Genomic DNA, 17,287 nt, shown 5'->3' with positions numbered 1-17,287 from the left:
AATTTGTTGAAGTGAGCCGATAAGCCGGGTTCTGTCTAGAACGATCATTCCTCTAGGCATACAATCACTCATATGCTCAAGCGACCTACCCGAATCCAGTATGGGCCATACCTTAAGGATTCCTATTTGGTCTTGCTTCAGGTGGGGTTTACCATGCCATGAACTGTTACCAGTCATGCGGTGCGCTCTTACCGCACCCTTTCACCCTTACCATATTCTAGGCTAAACCGAAGTTCAGTTGCAAAATGGCGGTCTACTCTCTGCTGCACTTTCCGTAGGCTTACGCCTCCCAGGCGTTACCTGGCACCTTGCCCGATGAAGCCCGGACTTTCCTCCCCTGCTTTAGTCACGAAGACCTTCACAGCAGCGATCGTCTGGCTCACTTCAAGTGGCGCATCTTAACAAACTTTGAGATCAATTGCTCGTGCTTTTTTGAGCAATTAGTTTTTTATACTTTTCCAGCAATTCATCCTCAGATTCCACATGATTAGGATCTTTAGGAATACAGTCTACCGGGCAGAATAATGAACACTGGGGTTGGTCATAATGACCAATACATTCAGTACATAGATTCGGATCAATTTCATAGATCAGTTCACCCATATAAATCGCTTCATTTGGGCATACAGGCTCACAAACGTCACAATTGATGCACTCATCCGTAATAATTAAAGACACTCTACCAACCTTGCTGATGCTTACGTTCAAATGCCTCAACAACTGCTTTTGGCACAAATTTCGTCACATCACCTTTCAAACGTGCAATTTCACGAACTAATGTGGATGAAATAAACGAGTATTGCTCTGACGGCGTTAAAAATACAGCTTCAAAATTTGAATCTAATTGACGATTCATATTTGCAAGTTGAAACTCATATTCAAAGTCAGACACTGCTCTTAAACCTCTGAGTACAGCTGTTGCCTTTTGCTCTTGAAAAAAATTCACCAATAAACCATCAAAACCAACAAACTCTACATTGTCTAAATGGCTTAACGATGATTTTGCAAGCGCAACTCGCTCATCTAAACTAAACACTGGATTTTTGTGATGACCAATTGCAATCGCAACTACAACTTCATCAAACATTTTTGCAGCACGAGATACAAGATCAATATGACCATTGGTAATAGGATCGAATGTTCCCGGATAGATGACACGAGTTTTAGACATCCATTTATACTCTAAGATTATTATGTAGGCGCATAGTTTAACAAAAACTCAATTCACACGCACACTTGTTGACAGTGAAATGACTTCACCTCAAGCCAAGTTTGAGGCAAAATAGGTCTAATCTTGGAATATTTGTATTATGTCGAAATCGATTGTAGTAAAAAAAAATAATAGTGGCACTATTGCGCTTAACAAACGTGCACGTCACGATTATTTTATTGAGGAAAAATTTGAAGCTGGTTTAGCGTTACAAGGTTGGGAAGTAAAATCTCTTCGTGCTGGACGCATGAGTATCACGGAAAGCTATATTATTTTCAAAAATAATGAAGCTTATTTATTTGGTGCTCAAATTCAACCTCTTCTTTCTGCTTCAACTCATATCGTTCCCGAAGCAACACGTACTCGTAAGCTACTTCTTTCACGTCGCGAACTCGAGAAACTCCAAGGAGCGATCAATCAAAAAGGTTACACATGTGTACCTTTGGCGTGCTATTGGAAAGGTCGTTTAGTCAAACTCGAAATTGCACTTGTTAAAGGTAAACAATTACACGATAAACGTGCCACTGAAAAAGACCGCGATTGGCAGCGTGATAAAGCAAGAATTTTTCATAAATAAAAAAACCGCTCATTTGAGCGGTTTTTTTATTAACAAAACCTTAAATTTCCATAACAGTTTGGAGCAAAGGTCTGATTTTTAAGTTGTAAATCTTTTAATGGAAAATTTACATTGGTATTCGGCAAATGAACATTCCCAACACCAAGTTTGTCACCAAACAGACAATCAAGTGCATTACAAGATGGAGGATTTCGACTGATATAATCACTGATTGGTCCAACCACTTGTTTTAACACATCATTCGTAATATCGATACGCTTCTCAGGTGTTACATCCCCAATATTGATCGAATCATTAAATGCCATCCACCAACCCTGCTGTGCAGCAACGTCAGCATTTGGCCACCAGATTTCACTGTTTTGAACAGAGAGTGAGAATGGATTGTTTACAGGGATTTTATGAATTAAACCTAAGTTTTGATCTACCGTAATGTTGGCTTTTAAACCTGTAATGTTACCACTGACCTCTTTTTGCAAATTCAGTAATCCCACCCCTAGCACTTGGATATTAGCCGTGAGATTACCACCAAAATTCAATTGATTGATATTGGCAACACCTGTCAATTGTGCAGAACTCATTCGAGTACCAGAGACCGTAGTTCCATTAATTTGAATTGGTGCAGTCGTTTCTTGTAATGCTAAATTGTAATTATTCGATTTAAAATCGAGTGTCAAAGTAGGTGCAATAATACAAATCAAACAAATTCTTGCATTCACTTTTCCATCGATAGTTTGACCAGTATCGGCATAGGTCATACTTCGAGCATTAGTATAGCCCATACCCTGAGTGGGATTAATTTTTAAATAACCACTGAGTGAGTTAATACCATTCGGTTTATCAGAGTTTTCATCACCAAGCGTCAGTAAACCTAATACTTTTTCAGCACTGAGACGCAAACCCACAACTTCTCGAGTTGATGCAGATGTTGGATTTTTTACCGCAAACTCTAAAAATGGATTGGTTAGCTTGGCTGAAGAACCCGCACGACCCTCTCTAGTGTCTGACATACCACTCAAACTCAGATTTTCGATATCAATATCACATCCACCTGCTCCATTAATACCACCACAGCCAAGTTGTAAATGCTTAATATTTGCATTGAGTTCTATATCTGCTTCCATTCCAAGCTTATAAAAGCCAACGCCTTTACCTCGCATATTGTTTGCCCCGTCATTGGGATCAATATAACTCATACTTAATAAAGCTTGACCGTTTGTCGCAGATAACTCTTCATCAGTCATCATTTTTAAATCATTCTGAATGTTATTAGCAGTTGCAGACAAAGGAATCAACACTAAGCAAGATGTTGATAAAATCAATTTGATAGAAACAAGTAAACTCTTCAACATTAGAGTCTCCGTATTATTTTTATTCAGGCTTAATCCATAAGCAACAGCATTACTATCTATAAATTACTGAAAAAAATAAAGAGGCACAAAAACTTGCTAAATGGGTTGAAATATAGAAATTATAACAAAATTGAATATTTTTTAGAGACTTACATCACATTACACAACATTAAAGCGTGATGTAAATAATCATTTATCCGATGAAATGCAAACTAAAAATTCACGCACATCACTTATTTAACAGAATCTTAAATTTCCATAACAGTTTGGAGCAAAAGTTTGATTTTTTAGTTGGAGGTCTTTTAATGGAAAATTCACACTTGTATTCGGTAAATGAATATTTCCTATAGTCAAAGGAGTACCTCCAACACACCCAATTAAGCCCTGACATTGAATAGGAGATTTCGTTAAATATCCACTTATTGGGTCAATGACCTGTTGTAACACACCATTAGTGATTTGAATCTTTTCCGAGGGAGTTACATCGCCAATATTAATACTGTCCTCAAAAGCCATCCACCATCCAACTTTCGAAGGAACCTCTGCTCCAGGCCACCAAGTTTCTTGATTTTGCATTGATAGAGAAAAAGGATTATTCAAAGGTATTTTATGTATTAATCCTAAATTCTGATTAACGGTAATGTTTGCTTTAAGACCTGTAATATTTCCACCCTCTACTGGTTTTTCAATCTTAAATAAACCACCAGTAATATTTAAACTTGCCTCCAAATCACCAGCAAAATTAATACGATTAATATCTGCATACCCACTCAATTGCGCAGAATTCATTCGTGTACCGTTAACAGTTGTACCATTTAAAAAAATGTTAGCATTCGATGACTCTAAAGCTAAATTGTAATTTTTAGACTCCACTCCTAATGGGATTGTTGTACATAGAACAAAACATAATCTTGCATCGATGTTCGCTTTAATTACTTTCCCAGTATCTTGATAAGTCATATTTCTTGCCGCAGTTTGTCCAATCCCCGTACTAGGGTCAATTTTTAAATAACCACTGAGCGAGTTAATACCATTCGGTTTGGCAGAGTTTTCATCACCTAGCGTCAGCAAACCTAATACTTTTTCAGCACTGAGACGCAAACCAACAACTTCTCGCGTTGATGCCGATGTTGGATTTTTTATCGCAAACTCTAAAAATGGATTGGTTAACTTGGCTGAAGAACCTACACGACCTTCTCTGGTGTCTGACATCCCACTCAAACTCAGATTTTCGATATCAATGTCACATCCACCTGCTCCATTAATACCACCACAACCAAGTTGTAAATGCTTAATATTTGCATTGAGTTCTATATCTGCTTCCATTCCAAGCTTATAAAAGCCAACACCTTTACCTCGCATATTGTTTGCCCCATCATTGGGGTCGATGTAACTCATACTTAATAAAGCTTGACCAGAAATGTCAGACAACTCCCGATCGTCCAATTTTTCCATCGTAGTTTGAGCGCACACCAGTGGTGAGAACATGAGAACAGACATTAAAACAGCTAAATTGAACCCTATTTTTTTTGAAATGTAGGTCATGAATGACTCCAAACCTTGTAATTTTTTGGCAACCAAGTCCAATTGCGCACGTTTTTATTCGATGATTAATTATAATTATTTTCAAAATTTAATGTGAAATATTTAGCACTATTTTGTAATTAGTTGATCAGATTTTTATGTGGATATTCAAGATTGAGATAAAAAATTATAAATTCGCTTTCAATAACTTAATTAATTTAACTTCATTTTGTATTTACATTGAAAGCGAGCAATAAATAATTAAATTAGATGAAAATGATTTTTTAATCCATGCAATTTAACCTAAATACGGTATTCGCTAAATGTTCACCAAACCATGTGGCCGTTTCAATATCCCCACTCGGAGGTGTTACCTCCACAGGCGCATTATCAGACTGCGTCATGAGTCCCCAAAAAACTAGACATACGATTGAGATCTTGATGCGATCTACCTGTAGACATTAGCGGTAGTACAGACCAAATCATGCCATGTTGCATTGCAAAAAGATTGATATGCTGAAGCACAGCCAACTTATATCCACTTAATCCTCCACCATTTGTGAAACCAGCTGCCAATTTGCCCTGCTATGTTCTCGCTAGCCAACGCTTTGAAGATTGCTCCATAAATAATTTCAACGCTGAGGTTAGACTTCCCATATAAGTAGGACAGCCAAATACAATAGATTCAGCTTGATCAAGCAACTCCCAGTTCACGTCTGTAACATTGATGAGCAATACCTCAATATTGAGTTTTTGTGCACCAATGGCGATATGTTCGGCGACTTTGTTAGTGTGACAAAATGGGATGTAATAAACGATAGCGATGCTTTTACGAAGTTTGGTCAGTCATAGTATGAAACTTTGAGAAATCAGATGAGTTTCTTGATTACTGTGCATAAATACAAATGTTGCCATGCGGCCGGTTTTTGAATTACGGCGATGAGAATAATATGTCTGATCCTCCGTGTAGCTACATCGCTCACCTCCAAGAACCTGTTCCACCCCTAAACTTTTCAATATATGGCGAGCAATCGCATACAGATCTGCGTAATACTTACCCTCTAGATCTCCCTTTTGAAATGCTGAACTTAATTCTGGAATCCTATCGCAGAATGTGTGCATTACTTCTTCACCCACTTCAAAGCATGGCTGACTAATTGCCGCACCTAACCACGCCCAAGAGGGTTGAGTGCTCATGGCATTGACTGTATTTTCAATAATGCCATTTGCCAATCCTCGCCAACCTGCATGCAAATTAGCGACTTCAGTACCATCTTTGTTACCGAGAACCACCGGTAAACAATCTGCCGTCATCATCATTAATGCATGTTGTTTTTGCTGTGTCACTAAACCATCGCCATTTAGGGCGTGTAAGCTCATGTCATCATTTACAACGTGACAGATTGTACTGTGCGTTTGGTTCATCCAAGTTAATCGATTCACCCCATAGACTGAAAAGTCATTTAACAAGCTCATTCTATGCCGATGAACACGTTCTGGTTGATCATTTACATGCAACGCCAAGTTAAAACCTTCTAAATCAGTCTGTGGTGTTTTCAGTGCGTGAGGGTGACTCAATTCTGTTTGTCCTACCACGACACCTTTGGGCAAACCTTGCACAATTTGCATGTAAACTTTCCTTTAATTTAGTAAGCCTTATTTTCCGTACGAAGAGTCTCAAGTAATGCTGTGAAATCTTCAGGCCATGGTGCTTCAAACATCATTTCTTCACCTGTCCGTGGATGTATTAACCCCAATTTTGATGCATGAAGCGCTTGACGTCTAAACTCTCGTAAATGAGTAGCAAGTTTTTCCGAAGCACCAGCAGGTACTTTGACACGACTGACATAAACTGGATCACCGACCAAAGGGAAACCAATATAAGTGAAATGCACACGAATCTGATGAGTACGTCCAGTTTCTAATTGTGCTTGAACACGTGTGAAATTTTGGAATCTTTCTTTCACATTATAGTGAGTCACGGCATCACGACCACCTGGTAAGATCGCCATTTTTACACGATCTACAGGATGACGTTTAATCGGCTCATCAATTTTACCGCCTGCAATAATATTGCCATAACAAATTAAATCATAAATTCGATAAACTGATTTTTTCGCTAACTGTTTACTTAAGGAAAATTGAGCTTCTAAATTTTTAGCTACAACCAAGAGACCACTGGTATCTTTATCGATACGGTGTACTAGACCAGCTCGAGATAATTCTGCTGATTTTGGAAAATGATATAAAAGAGCATTAACCATAGTACCATTCGGGTTTCCTGCACCAGGATGTACAACCATCCCCACTGGCTTGTTAATGACTAAGATATCATCATCTTCATAAATAATATCTAAGGGAATATTTTCAGGTTGGCTGGTGACTTGGGCTTCAAGCTCTACATTAAGCGTGAGTAGCTCATTCCCTTCACTTTTATATTTTGGTTTCACAACTTGACCATTTACCAACAAATGACCATCCTTTAACCATTGTTTCAATTTTTCACGCGAAAATTCGTTCCAAACGAGTGCTGCAACTTGATCTATTCGCTGACCAAGAGAACTCTCATCCACTTGAAATTGCAACGATAAACGTGTTGCAGTTGGGGCTGAAGTATGGTTATCTGCATCCTCAGAATCTTCAAGTAAATTGATGTCGATTTCTGGGAAATTAGAATTAGAAGTTTGTGCTGAAGTCATTTGCTCATTCGGACAAAAGTGGTTTAATAGTGCAATTGTAGCCTATTGCCCGTATAAACAGAGGAATTTTTATGTCGCTACCACGTTATAAAGTTACAATGCTTGCTTTATCGCTAGGCTTAGCAGCAACATTTGTGGGCTGTAGCAGTAATCCCAAGAAGGATGTTGTGGATACTGGACCTAAATCAACCGAACAATCTTATTTCGATAAAGCACAAAAAGCATTAGATCGTGGTCAATATAGCGATGCAGCACAATCATTAGAAGCAATTGAAACTTATTACCCTACAGGTCAATATACTCAACAAGCTCAACTCGATCTTTTATATGCTCGTTTTCAACAAAAAGACTATGAAGCTGTTATTGCGCTAGCAGACCGTTTTATTCGTTTAAATCCTCAACATCCTAATGTTGATTATGCTTACTATGTTCGTGGTGTGGCGAATATGGAGCAAAACTATGATGGTCTCATCCGCTATACATCACTCCAACAGGCTCATCGTGATGTCAGCTATTTAAAAGTTGCATATCAAAATTTTGTTGATTTCATTCGTCGTTTCCCAAGTAGTCAGTATGCTGTAGATGCTGCTCAGCGCATGAAATTTATTGGTCAAGAACTTGCTGAAAGTGAAATGAATGCGGCTCGCTTTAACTTAAAGCGTAAAGCTTGGCTTGCAGCAGTTGAGCGTGGACAATGGGTTGTGGAACATTTCCCTCAAACACCTCAAGTACCAGAAGCGCTTGCAACGATTGCTTACGGATACGATAAACTCGGTGACAAGGCAACATCTCAACAATACGTTGAAGTGCTAAAGCTAAACTACCCTCATCTTGTGAAGTCTAATGGTGAGGTCGATTTACGCGCAGCACGTAAAGATGGAAGTTGGTTAAATCGTGCAACCTTGGGTATTTTAGGTCGTGAAGCACGCAGTCAAACAACGGCTGAAGTATCAGCAGAGCAATCTGACAACACCAATACACAACCCGGTTTATTGAATCGCTTAAGCTTTGGCTTGCTTGGTAATAAAGATCACAATGTGGAAAGTGCGCCAGCAAATGAAAGTATGTACGACCCACAGCGTCAATAATCCATTCTTACGAATCAAAAAAGGTGGGATTACCCACCTTTTTTATTGCATGGCTTTATTTATCGTCTTAAGTGTTTAGGATAGACTTAATTCAATCACTTTATTCCTCATTCTTATGGCTTTTTAATTATGGCAATTCCACAACATACGATTGATCAAATTTTAGATCGAACTGACATCGTCGATCTTATTGGCCAACGTGTGAAATTAAAAAAGTCAGGTCGTACCTATTCAGGCTGTTGTCCTTTTCATCAAGAGAAAACACCTTCTTTTCACGTCTACCGTGATAAGCAATATTTCCACTGTTTCGGTTGCCAAGCCAATGGAAATGCTATTCGCTTTATGATGGATATTGATAATCGCAATTTCATCGAGGTGATTAAAGACCTGGCAAGCCAAACCGGTATCGAATTACCTAAAGACAATCAAGATAATAAAAAACTCTCATACAAGAGAGAACCTATTAAACCTAACCCAGAAAAGCAACCGCAGGCACCCATTGAAGCAGATGCAGGAGAAATCATTTCTCCGCCTGCTTCAGCTTTTGATGTAGATCCTTTTGAAGCATTTCAAAACTATGAATTCGATGAGTATCAATTTAATTCAGATGACTTGAATTCAGTTGAGGTCGCACCTGAAGGTAATTTATACGATCTTCTTGAAAATGTTGCTTTATTTTATGAAAAACAACTTCCAAATAGCCAAATTGCGCAACAGTATTTTCAGCGACGCGGACTAAGTGATACCACGATTAAGTATTGGCGATTAGGTTATGCGCCAGAAGATTGGCAACATCTTGAAAAAGCATTTCCGCAAGATATTGAAGGATTAAAACTACTCGGTTTGATCAGAACCAGTGATTCTGGTCGTGATTTTGATCTACTACGAGAACGTGTCATTTTTCCTATACGTGATGCAAAAGGTCGCGTTGTCGGATTTGGTGGACGAGCATTGAATGACGAGATCAAACCCAAATATATCAACTCGCCTGACTCTGAAGTTTTCCATAAAAACCAACTACTCTATGGCTTATATGAAGGTCGTAAGCTCAAAGCCAATCATTGGTTAATGGTTGAAGGTTACATGGATGTCATCGCATTACAGCAAGCTGGCATTCCTGGCGCAGTTGCCACCTTGGGGACGGCGAGCAATGCTGATCATTTGAATCTATTATTTAAACAAAACAATCAGTTAACTATTGCTTTTGATGGTGATTCGGCTGGTCAAAAAGCAGCTCGACGCACTTTAGAAATTGCACTTCCCCTCTTAAATGATGGTCGTGAACTGAAATTTTTTATTCTACCTGCGGAGCATGATCCTGACTCATTAGTTCGTAAGGACGGTGTTGAAACTTTCAATCGACTTTGGCAACAATCACCACTCTTATCAGAGTTTGCTTTTTCTCTTCTCAGTCAACAATATCAAATCAATACACCTGAAGGTAAAAGTCAGGTCATGGCTGAGTTAAATCAACTCACCAATCTGATGCCTAAGCAAGGTTCGTATCGCTATTTGATTCGTCAATATTTCAAAGAGAAATTAGGATTCAATAAAAAGTGGCAGCCTCAAGTGAGTCTTGACGCTTCATTATCATTTAATATTCGCACACGAGATGAAGATTTCGCAGTGGCAATGTTAATGTACCATCCTTTTCTTTATATTCATTTTGAAGTATTACGTGCAGTGATTCCTGAAGATGAATTGCTTGCAAAAGTATTAAAAATCTTTAATGTCATTTTTGATGATCTGCCAGATGACCAAGAGTTGGCGAGTTATTATATTTTGGGTGCATGTAGCCCATTTCATCATGAACTCTCTGAGATTTTAAAACGTACCAATATTCAAACACTTACTGAAGCCCCTGAAATGGCTGATAAACTTGCCTCAGAATACTCGCTTTCACTTCAAGAAAAATATCTGAGAATCAAATTTAAAGCAGCAAAATCATTAAACGAGTCTAAAAACTTAAGACAACAACTGAATGAGCTAACCAAAAAAATTGGACTACGCTTACTACATGAATAAATAAAAGCGGTCAGTGACCGCTTTTATTTTTTTAGTTTTCGCTGAGCACTAAAAATATCTTCTAAATGATCTTTAATCGTTTCATAGACATCAGGATTTTCATCTTTAGCGACTTCTCTGAGTAAGATGGAAGTAGGATGTAATAGCTTTTGCGTCAAACGATGAGCCATTTCCTGCATGACAATGGCTGCATCATCTCCAGAGGCTAAACGATCTAATGCATGGTTTAATTCAAATGCTTTAACTTTATCTCCATGAGCACGATACTCACTAATTGTCGCTCCAGCTTGTGAAACTTTCTGCTGAGTCACCAATTGTGTTGCTAGTTGATTGACCATCACTTCAGCTTCAACAGCGGCTTGGCGTCGCTGCGCTAAGTTTTCATCAATAACACCTTGAAGATCGTCCACCCCATAAAGGTAAACCCCATCCAAACTTTCAACCTTAGATTCAATATCGCGAGGAACAGCCAAATCCACCATCAACATTTGACGGTAACGACGTTTTTTGAGTGCTGACTTAACATCTTGATAGGAAATGACCTGATGTAAACTTCCTGTACAACTTGAAATCACATCAGCGCGATGTAAATTTTGAGCTAAATCAACAAAAGGAATAATTTCTACCGCAACGCGATGTGATATTTCTTGCGCTAAAATTTCCGCCCGTTCCTGACCACGGTTACAAATTAAAATTTTAGCAACGCCCATTTCGGCTAAATGCTTTGCAACCAAGCTATTCATTTCACCTGCTGCAACCACCATAACGCTTAATTGTTCAGGCTTACTAAAAACTTGTAGTGCTAACTGTGCTACCGCATAACCCATGGATACAGCATGACTACCGACCGCTGTTTCTGAACGCACTTTCTTAGCAGCATAAAATGCATATTCGAAAATACGATTTAAATTTTGTGAAACAACTTCAGACTCTTTTGCTAAATTAAGTGCAGACTTAACTTGCCCCATAATCTGAGGCTCTCCAAGCATGAGTGAATCTAATCCTGATGCAACACGCATCAAATGTGTCACAGCATCTGTATTTTCATAACGGTAAATATGATTTTGTAATTGTTTTACATCAATGCCATTTTTTTGAGCGAGCCAATCTAATACCATCTCCGCATTATCAGCGATGGCGTAGACTTCAGTACGATTACAGGTTGACACCACAACCATATCGTTCAGCTGGTCATGGTGACTTTGTTCAGCCAACAAAAGTTTTAACTTTTCAGGGTTAAAAGCAACTTGCTCTCGTAATTCAACTGAGGCTGTTTGATGGTTGACACCCAATGCAAAGAAAGACATATCAGATCATCAATTGGCTAAATTTATGCTATTGTGCAATAACGGTGTCATAAAAAGCAGTACTTGGATAAAAAAATTGCGTCAAACAATGAGCCGCACAACCGGCATGACAATTCGACAGTATTCTACCACACTCTTGTTAGTGAGTAGCATGACTTACAGTGCTCATATTAGAGCATCTGGAGAATTTTACCATGCCAATTCAAATCATAAAGTTTTACAACAGGCTATGGTTGCAGAATTTGCTTTAGCTGCACATGACACACCGACTGCTTTACACAACTATACCGTACTTGCAATCCAAACCAGTTCAACAGCTTTAAAACAACGTGCACTTAACGTCGCACTCGAACAAAACGACTTACAAGCCGCTTTAGATATTGCAACCCATTGGGTCGTGCAAGAACCCAAAGATGTACCTGCAAAATTCTATCTTGCGCATATCGCATTAAAGTCACACGAATATGAACTTGCTGCTGATGTGCTCGATGATATTTTAAATTTAGATCCTGAATCAGATTTAGAACAAATTCTTGAAGGAATTTCTCCGGAATCCCCTGAGGATCGAGCATATTTATTAAACACTTTGCGTAATAGTAAAACGCGTAACAATCCTTCAATTCTCGTTTTGATTGCGAGTTTACAAGCACAAAATAATGAAATCGAAAATGCCTTAATTACTTTAAATAAAGCATTAAAAAAACGCCCCAAATCAACAGGGTTTATCTTACTGAAAGCAAACTTACTCATGGCTTTAGGCGACGAAGAAGAGACGCTAAAATGGTTTGAAAAAAGTGCTCGTAAAAATCGTAATAATTTAGAGCTCAGTCTGGCTGAAATCCGCTACTTAATTAAACTGAATAAAAATGAACAGGCGTTAAGCAAATTAAAACGCATCATAAAAAAATGGCCTGATTCGGAAGAAGCTCTTTTTATCGCTGGTCTAACATCAATTGATCTCAAAGAATATGAGCTTGCTGAACAGTATTTGGTCGAACTACGTGCATCTGGACAGTATCAAAATGATGCTTATTTTTATTTGGCATTAAATGCTGAACGAAAACAACATTTTGAAACAGCTAAAGCTTATTATCGACTTGTAGATGGTAATTTATATATGGTTTCTAGACGAAATCTAATTTCAATCTATGACAAACAAAATCGCTTAAGTGATGCGCTGCGCTTTCTGACTCAGGAACGGGTGAATTACCCCCAACATGCGAGTTTCTTATATCAAGCACAAGCTGAAATACTCAAAAAAATGGGCAATAACAAAGCTGCCTTGGGCTTACTCAAAGAAGCGGCTAAAAACTTAACTGATGACCCTGAAATTTTATATTCTCAAGTCTTATTACTTGATCCATTTACGGATCGCGATCAATTAGATGAATTGCTTAAAAAATTACTCACGATCGAACCTAATAGTCCAACATATCTGAATGCGTATGCATATACTCTGGCGTTGCAAAATCGTCGTTTAGATGAGGCGAGACAATATGCCGAACAAGCTTTAGACAATGCCCCAGAACAAGCATCTATCTTAGATACCTTAGGCTATATCTGCTTTCTTCAAAACGATTTTGACACTTCCACCCGTGTACTTGCGAAAGCATATCAACTCAGCCAAAGTCCAAATATCGGCATTCGATATGCTAAATCGCTTTATATGCTGGGTTCACTGGAAGAATTTAGCCAAGTGTTACATCAACTCCATAAAAATCATCCAAATCATCCTCAATTGGATCAACTCGATAGTTTATTGTTGCCACAAAATATCAAAAAGAGTTAATACTGTATGATCTTAAATTTAAAATCATTATTGCTGATTGCCACAAGTAGTGCACTTCTTGGGTTAACTGGCTGTCAAGCAATTCAAACTCAACCATCACCGCCAACAACGCAAAACCTTGAACAATCAAATCAATTTAATCTTCAGGGTAAAATTGGCGTCAAGACCCCCAAGCAATCAGGCAGTGCTTTTTTTACTTGGCAACAGCAAGATGAACAGTTTGATATCGAGTTAAGCGGAATTCTTGGAGTCGGTAAAACTCAAATCTCAGGTCAACCTGGTCAAGTGACACTGAACAGTGCCAAAACTGGTGAAATTACAGCCAACTCACCTGAAGAGTTATTGTTTCGTGCAACAGGTTGGGAAGCACCAATTACTTATTTAGTCGATTGGGTACAAGCTAAGCAAGCGACTGAAGAAGCTGAAATTCAAAAAGACGAATCGATGCGAATCAGTGAAATTAAAGAACAAGGTTGGCATATTCAATTATCTTACAACGGTCAATCTACACAACCAAACCGTTTGATTTTAAAGCAACAACTTGAAGATGGAACTGAAAATCGTATTACAATGGTAATTCAAAATCGTTAAGTTTGATTATTTATGATTCGTGTACCCTCCCCTGCAAAACTGAATTTGTTTTTACACATTACGGGGCGCCGTGAAAATGGTTACCATGAGTTGCAAACTATTTTTCAGTTGATAGATCTTTGTGATTGGATGGAATTTACTCCAATCTCTAACCAATCTATCTCCATTTCAGGCCTATCAGAAGTAAGTCTTGAACAAAATTTGATTTATCGTGCAATGATGATGCTGAAACCCTATGCCAAAAGTGAAAAATTAGGCATTCATGTCAACATCGAAAAAAATATACCGATGGGTGCAGGACTCGGTGGTGGCTCTTCAAATGCGGCTACCGCGTTATTAATCATGAATCAACTTTGGCAATGTGGCTTAAATCGTGATCAATTAGCAGAAATTGGTGTACAACTGGGTGCTGATGTTCCCATCTTCATCCATGGTCGTAATGCATGGGCAGAAGGTATTGGTGAACACTTAACATTCATAGACTTAGATCAAAAACAATACATTGTGTTAAAACCTGACTGTTTTATCAGCACTCAACTGCTTTTTTCACAAAAATCGTTGACAAGAGACACGAAGACCTCTAAATTTTGCGCCTATCAGATAAAGCCATCTGATTTCAGAAATAACTTTGAACCTCTGGCAAGAAGTCTATATGCTGAAGTCGATGAAGCAATGCAATATTTAGATCAGTTCGGTGTTGCAAAACTTACAGGTACAGGTGCTTGTGTTTTTACTGAAGTAACGACTGAAATGAACATTGATGACATTCTTGCTCATTCACCTTGTAAAGCTTACTTAGTGAATAGTTTAGAACAATCACCATTGAATCAAATCATCGTTTAAATGATAGGGGCGTCGCCAAGTGGTAAGGCAGCGGGTTTTGATCTCGCCATCCGTTGGTTCGAATCCAGCCGCCCCTGCCAATTTAGTTCAAAAAGACAGAACATTGGTATCATGAGTTGAGTCAAACAATCTTGACAAACCCATATAAAACCATTAAAGTTCTGCCGCATTAGGGGCGTCGCCAAGTGGTAAGGCAGCGGGTTTTGATCTCGCCATCCGTTGGTTCGAATCCAGCCGCCCCTGCCATCTCATTCTATACATTTCAACCGCCAAGGGTGCTTCATGCCCAATCTTGTCGTTTTTAGTGGAACTGCGCATCCACAATTCGCCCAAAAAGTCGTTAGCCACTTGCATATCCCTCTAGGTGCTGCATCTGTAGGTCAATTCTCTGATGGTGAAATCGCTGTCGAAATCACTGAGAATGTCCGTGGTAAAGACGTATTCATCGTTCAGCCTACTTGTGCTCCAACTAATGATAACCTTATGGAAATCTTAGTAATGGCAGATGCATTGCGTCGTGCAAGTGCTGGTCGTATCACTGCTGTGATTCCTTATTTCGGTTATGCTCGCCAAGACCGTCGTCCTCGTTCTTCACGTGTTCCAATTACTGCAAAAGTAGTAGCAGATATGCTAACAACTGTAGGTATTGACCGTGTTGTGATGATCGATCTTCATGCTGACCAAATTCAAGGTTTCTTCGACATCCCTGTAGACAACATTTACGGTACGCCAGCGCTTTTAGCTGACTTACGTCAACAGTCTCATGACAACCTTATGGTTGTTTCGCCAGACGTTGGTGGTGTTGTTCGTGCTCGTGCTGTTGCGAAACAAATGGGCGATATCGATTTAGCTATCATCGACAAACGTCGTCAAAAAGCAAATGAATCACAAGTGATGCATTTGATTGGTGATGTTAAAGATCGCGACTGTGTGATCGTTGATGACATGGTTGATACAGCTGGTACTTTATGTAAAGCCGCTGATGCATTGAAGACTTTTGGTGCGCGTCGTGTCGTAGCATATGCTACTCACCCTGTTTTATCTGGTAAAGCGATCGAGAATTTGAAAAACTCTGTTATCGACGAACTTGTTGTGACAGATACAATTCCGCTTTCAGAAGAAGCTTTAGCTCTTGGTAAGATTCGCCAAGTTTCAGTTGCGAGTATGGTTGCTGAAACAATTCGTCGTATTAACAACGAAGAATCTATTAGCGCAATGTTTGATTCTTATCTATAATAGAGCGCTAAAATTTTAAAGCCCTGCCTTTTGGTAGGGCTTTCTATCACTAGATCGGTCGCAGATCTAGTTCACTTAACTTAAATAGGATGTCTCTCATGGCAAACTTCGTATTAAATGCAGTAGCACGTGAAGAAGCAGTACAAGGGAAAGGTGCGAGCCGCCGCCTTCGTCTTCAATCTAAAGTTCCTGCTATCATCTATGGTGGTGATGCTGCACCTGTAGCAATTACACTTGAGCTTCGTCAGCTTGTTAAATACTTAGAAGACAACGCTTTCTTTGAAGAAGTAATTGAAATTGATGTTGATGGTAAAGTTGAAAGCGTTAAAATCCAAGCTTTACAACGTCACCCAGCTAAAAACACTCCAATGCACGCTGACTTCAAACGCGCATAAGTGTTGATGGTGTAAATTAGTGTCTCATATTTCACTGATTGTTGGTTTGGGCAACCCTGGTAAAGAGTATGCTCAAACCCGCCATAATGCAGGCTTCTGGTATGTAGAACGTCTTGCAGAACAATATGGCATAACACTTAAAAATGACCCTAAGTTTAATGGATTAAGTGGTCGCGGTAATATAGAAGGACAAGATGTTCGACTTTTATTACCTTCAACCTTTATGAACCGTTCTGGTCAAAGTGTTGTACCCTTCGCAAAATTCTACCAAATCTCTCCAGAAGCAATGCTTATTGCTCACGATGAACTTGATATGGATCCAGGTATCATTCGCCTCAAAACGGGTGGTGGTCATGGTGGTCATAACGGTTTACGTGACATTGTTCCTCATACTGGCCCTAACTTCCATCGTTTACGTATTGGAATTGGACACCCTGGATCAAAAGACCGTGTATCAGGTCATGTTCTAGGTAAAGCACCCTCAAGTGAACAAACGCTCATTGACGATGCAATTCATCACGCACTAAGTCGTACAAAATTATTAGTGAATGGTGAAATTCAGCAGGCAATGAATCAAATAAATGCCTACAAGCCGTAGTTGATAAATTTAATTTTTGTTCAACAATTTTTCTTGCCACGATGAAAATTTGAGGG

16 protein-coding genes, 2 tRNA genes, 1 other RNA gene and 1 pseudogene are annotated in these 17,287 nt (G+C 38.9%); 11 read left to right on the top strand and 9 right to left on the bottom strand.

The window, feature by feature from the left end; genetic code table 11:
* Positions 1 to 4: 4 nt before the first annotated feature.
* The 3 genes from rnpB to coaD form a co-directional block, all read right to left on the bottom strand.
* Positions 5 to 386, bottom strand: an RNA gene (gene rnpB / locus AC1M9C_RS10215) — RNase P RNA component class A.
* 28 nt (positions 387 to 414) lie between these two features.
* Complete coding sequence (locus AC1M9C_RS10210) at positions 415 to 678, bottom strand: YfhL family 4Fe-4S dicluster ferredoxin (protein WP_180027945.1); 264 nt, start codon at positions 676 to 678, stop codon at positions 415 to 417.
* A 1-nt stretch (position 679) separates the two neighbouring features.
* A complete protein-coding gene (gene coaD / locus AC1M9C_RS10205) occupies positions 680 to 1,171 on the bottom strand; it encodes a pantetheine-phosphate adenylyltransferase (protein WP_035269911.1) in 492 nt (163 codons plus the stop codon).
* A gap of 139 nt (positions 1,172 to 1,310) precedes the next feature.
* On the opposite strand from coaD, the gene smpB reads away from it, so the two are divergent.
* Entirely contained in the window at positions 1,311 to 1,787 is a 477-nt protein-coding gene (smpB, locus tag AC1M9C_RS10200) for an SsrA-binding protein SmpB (RefSeq protein ID WP_035269908.1), read from the top strand.
* Between the two features lie 29 nt (positions 1,788 to 1,816).
* On the opposite strand, the gene AC1M9C_RS10195 is transcribed toward smpB, so the two are convergent.
* The 5 genes and pseudogenes from AC1M9C_RS10195 to rluD all read right to left on the bottom strand — a co-directional run bounded on the left by AC1M9C_RS10195 (position 1,817) and on the right by rluD (position 7,359).
* Positions 1,817 to 3,136 (bottom strand): hypothetical protein, encoded by a 1,320-nt coding sequence (locus AC1M9C_RS10195; protein ID WP_481586481.1) that lies wholly within the window; start codon positions 3,134 to 3,136, stop codon positions 1,817 to 1,819.
* A 237-nt stretch (positions 3,137 to 3,373) separates the two neighbouring features.
* Positions 3,374 to 4,681, bottom strand: coding sequence for a hypothetical protein (locus AC1M9C_RS10190; RefSeq protein WP_481586482.1), 1,308 nt, complete (start codon positions 4,679 to 4,681; stop codon positions 3,374 to 3,376).
* Positions 4,682 to 4,944: 263 nt separating this feature from the next.
* Positions 4,945 to 5,506 (bottom strand): annotated as a pseudogene (locus AC1M9C_RS10185) (flavodoxin family protein).
* The gene (gene pgeF, locus AC1M9C_RS10180) at positions 5,507 to 6,289 is read right to left on the bottom strand and encodes a peptidoglycan editing factor PgeF (protein WP_481953642.1); all 783 of its coding nucleotides are present in this window, start codon (positions 6,287 to 6,289) and stop codon (positions 5,507 to 5,509) included. It lies immediately after the preceding pseudogene.
* A 17-nt stretch (positions 6,290 to 6,306) separates the two neighbouring features.
* Complete coding sequence (rluD, locus tag AC1M9C_RS10175) at positions 6,307 to 7,359, bottom strand: 23S rRNA pseudouridine(1911/1915/1917) synthase RluD (RefSeq protein WP_481951963.1); 1,053 nt, start codon at positions 7,357 to 7,359, stop codon at positions 6,307 to 6,309.
* A gap of 71 nt (positions 7,360 to 7,430) precedes the next feature.
* On the opposite strand from rluD, the gene AC1M9C_RS10170 reads away from it, so the two are divergent.
* Entirely contained in the window at positions 7,431 to 8,447 is a 1,017-nt protein-coding gene (locus AC1M9C_RS10170) for an outer membrane protein assembly factor BamD (RefSeq protein WP_179997751.1), read from the top strand.
* Between the two features lie 129 nt (positions 8,448 to 8,576).
* Positions 8,577 to 10,472, top strand: a complete 1,896-nt coding sequence (locus tag AC1M9C_RS10165; RefSeq protein ID WP_481586485.1) for a DNA primase — start codon at positions 8,577 to 8,579, stop codon at positions 10,470 to 10,472.
* 23 nt (positions 10,473 to 10,495) lie between these two features.
* Here AC1M9C_RS10165 and hemA read toward each other — a convergent pair whose 3' ends face one another.
* Positions 10,496 to 11,779, bottom strand: a complete 1,284-nt coding sequence (hemA, locus tag AC1M9C_RS10160; protein WP_481586486.1) for a glutamyl-tRNA reductase — start codon at positions 11,777 to 11,779, stop codon at positions 10,496 to 10,498.
* Between the two features lie 76 nt (positions 11,780 to 11,855).
* Between hemA and AC1M9C_RS10155 the strand changes: the two genes are divergently transcribed.
* The 8 genes from AC1M9C_RS10155 to pth all read left to right on the top strand — a co-directional run bounded on the left by AC1M9C_RS10155 (position 11,856) and on the right by pth (position 17,231).
* Complete coding sequence (locus AC1M9C_RS10155; protein WP_481586487.1) at positions 11,856 to 13,568, top strand: tetratricopeptide repeat protein; 1,713 nt, start codon at positions 11,856 to 11,858, stop codon at positions 13,566 to 13,568.
* Positions 13,569 to 13,574: 6 nt separating this feature from the next.
* Positions 13,575 to 14,159, top strand: a complete 585-nt coding sequence (gene lolB, locus AC1M9C_RS10150) for a lipoprotein insertase outer membrane protein LolB (protein ID WP_092766842.1) — start codon at positions 13,575 to 13,577, stop codon at positions 14,157 to 14,159.
* A gap of 12 nt (positions 14,160 to 14,171) precedes the next feature.
* Positions 14,172 to 15,002, top strand: coding sequence for a 4-(cytidine 5'-diphospho)-2-C-methyl-D-erythritol kinase (gene ispE / locus AC1M9C_RS10145; RefSeq protein ID WP_035269285.1), 831 nt, complete (start codon positions 14,172 to 14,174; stop codon positions 15,000 to 15,002).
* Between the two features lie 5 nt (positions 15,003 to 15,007).
* Positions 15,008 to 15,082, top strand: a tRNA-Gln gene (locus tag AC1M9C_RS10140).
* A 91-nt stretch (positions 15,083 to 15,173) separates the two neighbouring features.
* Positions 15,174 to 15,248: transfer RNA gene (locus AC1M9C_RS10135), tRNA-Gln, on the top strand.
* Between the two features lie 36 nt (positions 15,249 to 15,284).
* Positions 15,285 to 16,238, top strand: coding sequence for a ribose-phosphate pyrophosphokinase (locus tag AC1M9C_RS10130; RefSeq protein WP_035269283.1), 954 nt, complete (start codon positions 15,285 to 15,287; stop codon positions 16,236 to 16,238).
* A gap of 98 nt (positions 16,239 to 16,336) precedes the next feature.
* Positions 16,337 to 16,633: a 50S ribosomal protein L25 gene (gene rplY, locus AC1M9C_RS10125; RefSeq protein WP_035269282.1), complete on the top strand. Its 297-nt coding sequence runs from the start codon at positions 16,337 to 16,339 to the stop codon at positions 16,631 to 16,633.
* Between the two features lie 19 nt (positions 16,634 to 16,652).
* Positions 16,653 to 17,231, top strand: a complete 579-nt coding sequence (gene pth, locus AC1M9C_RS10120; protein WP_481953641.1) for an aminoacyl-tRNA hydrolase — start codon at positions 16,653 to 16,655, stop codon at positions 17,229 to 17,231.
* The last annotated feature ends 56 nt before the right edge of the window (positions 17,232 to 17,287 follow it).

The organism is Acinetobacter sp. 24-47-39 (genome assembly GCF_056783825.1).
Note: the sequence above shows the minus strand (reverse complement) of the source record. Positions and strands in the feature narration are given on the sequence as shown.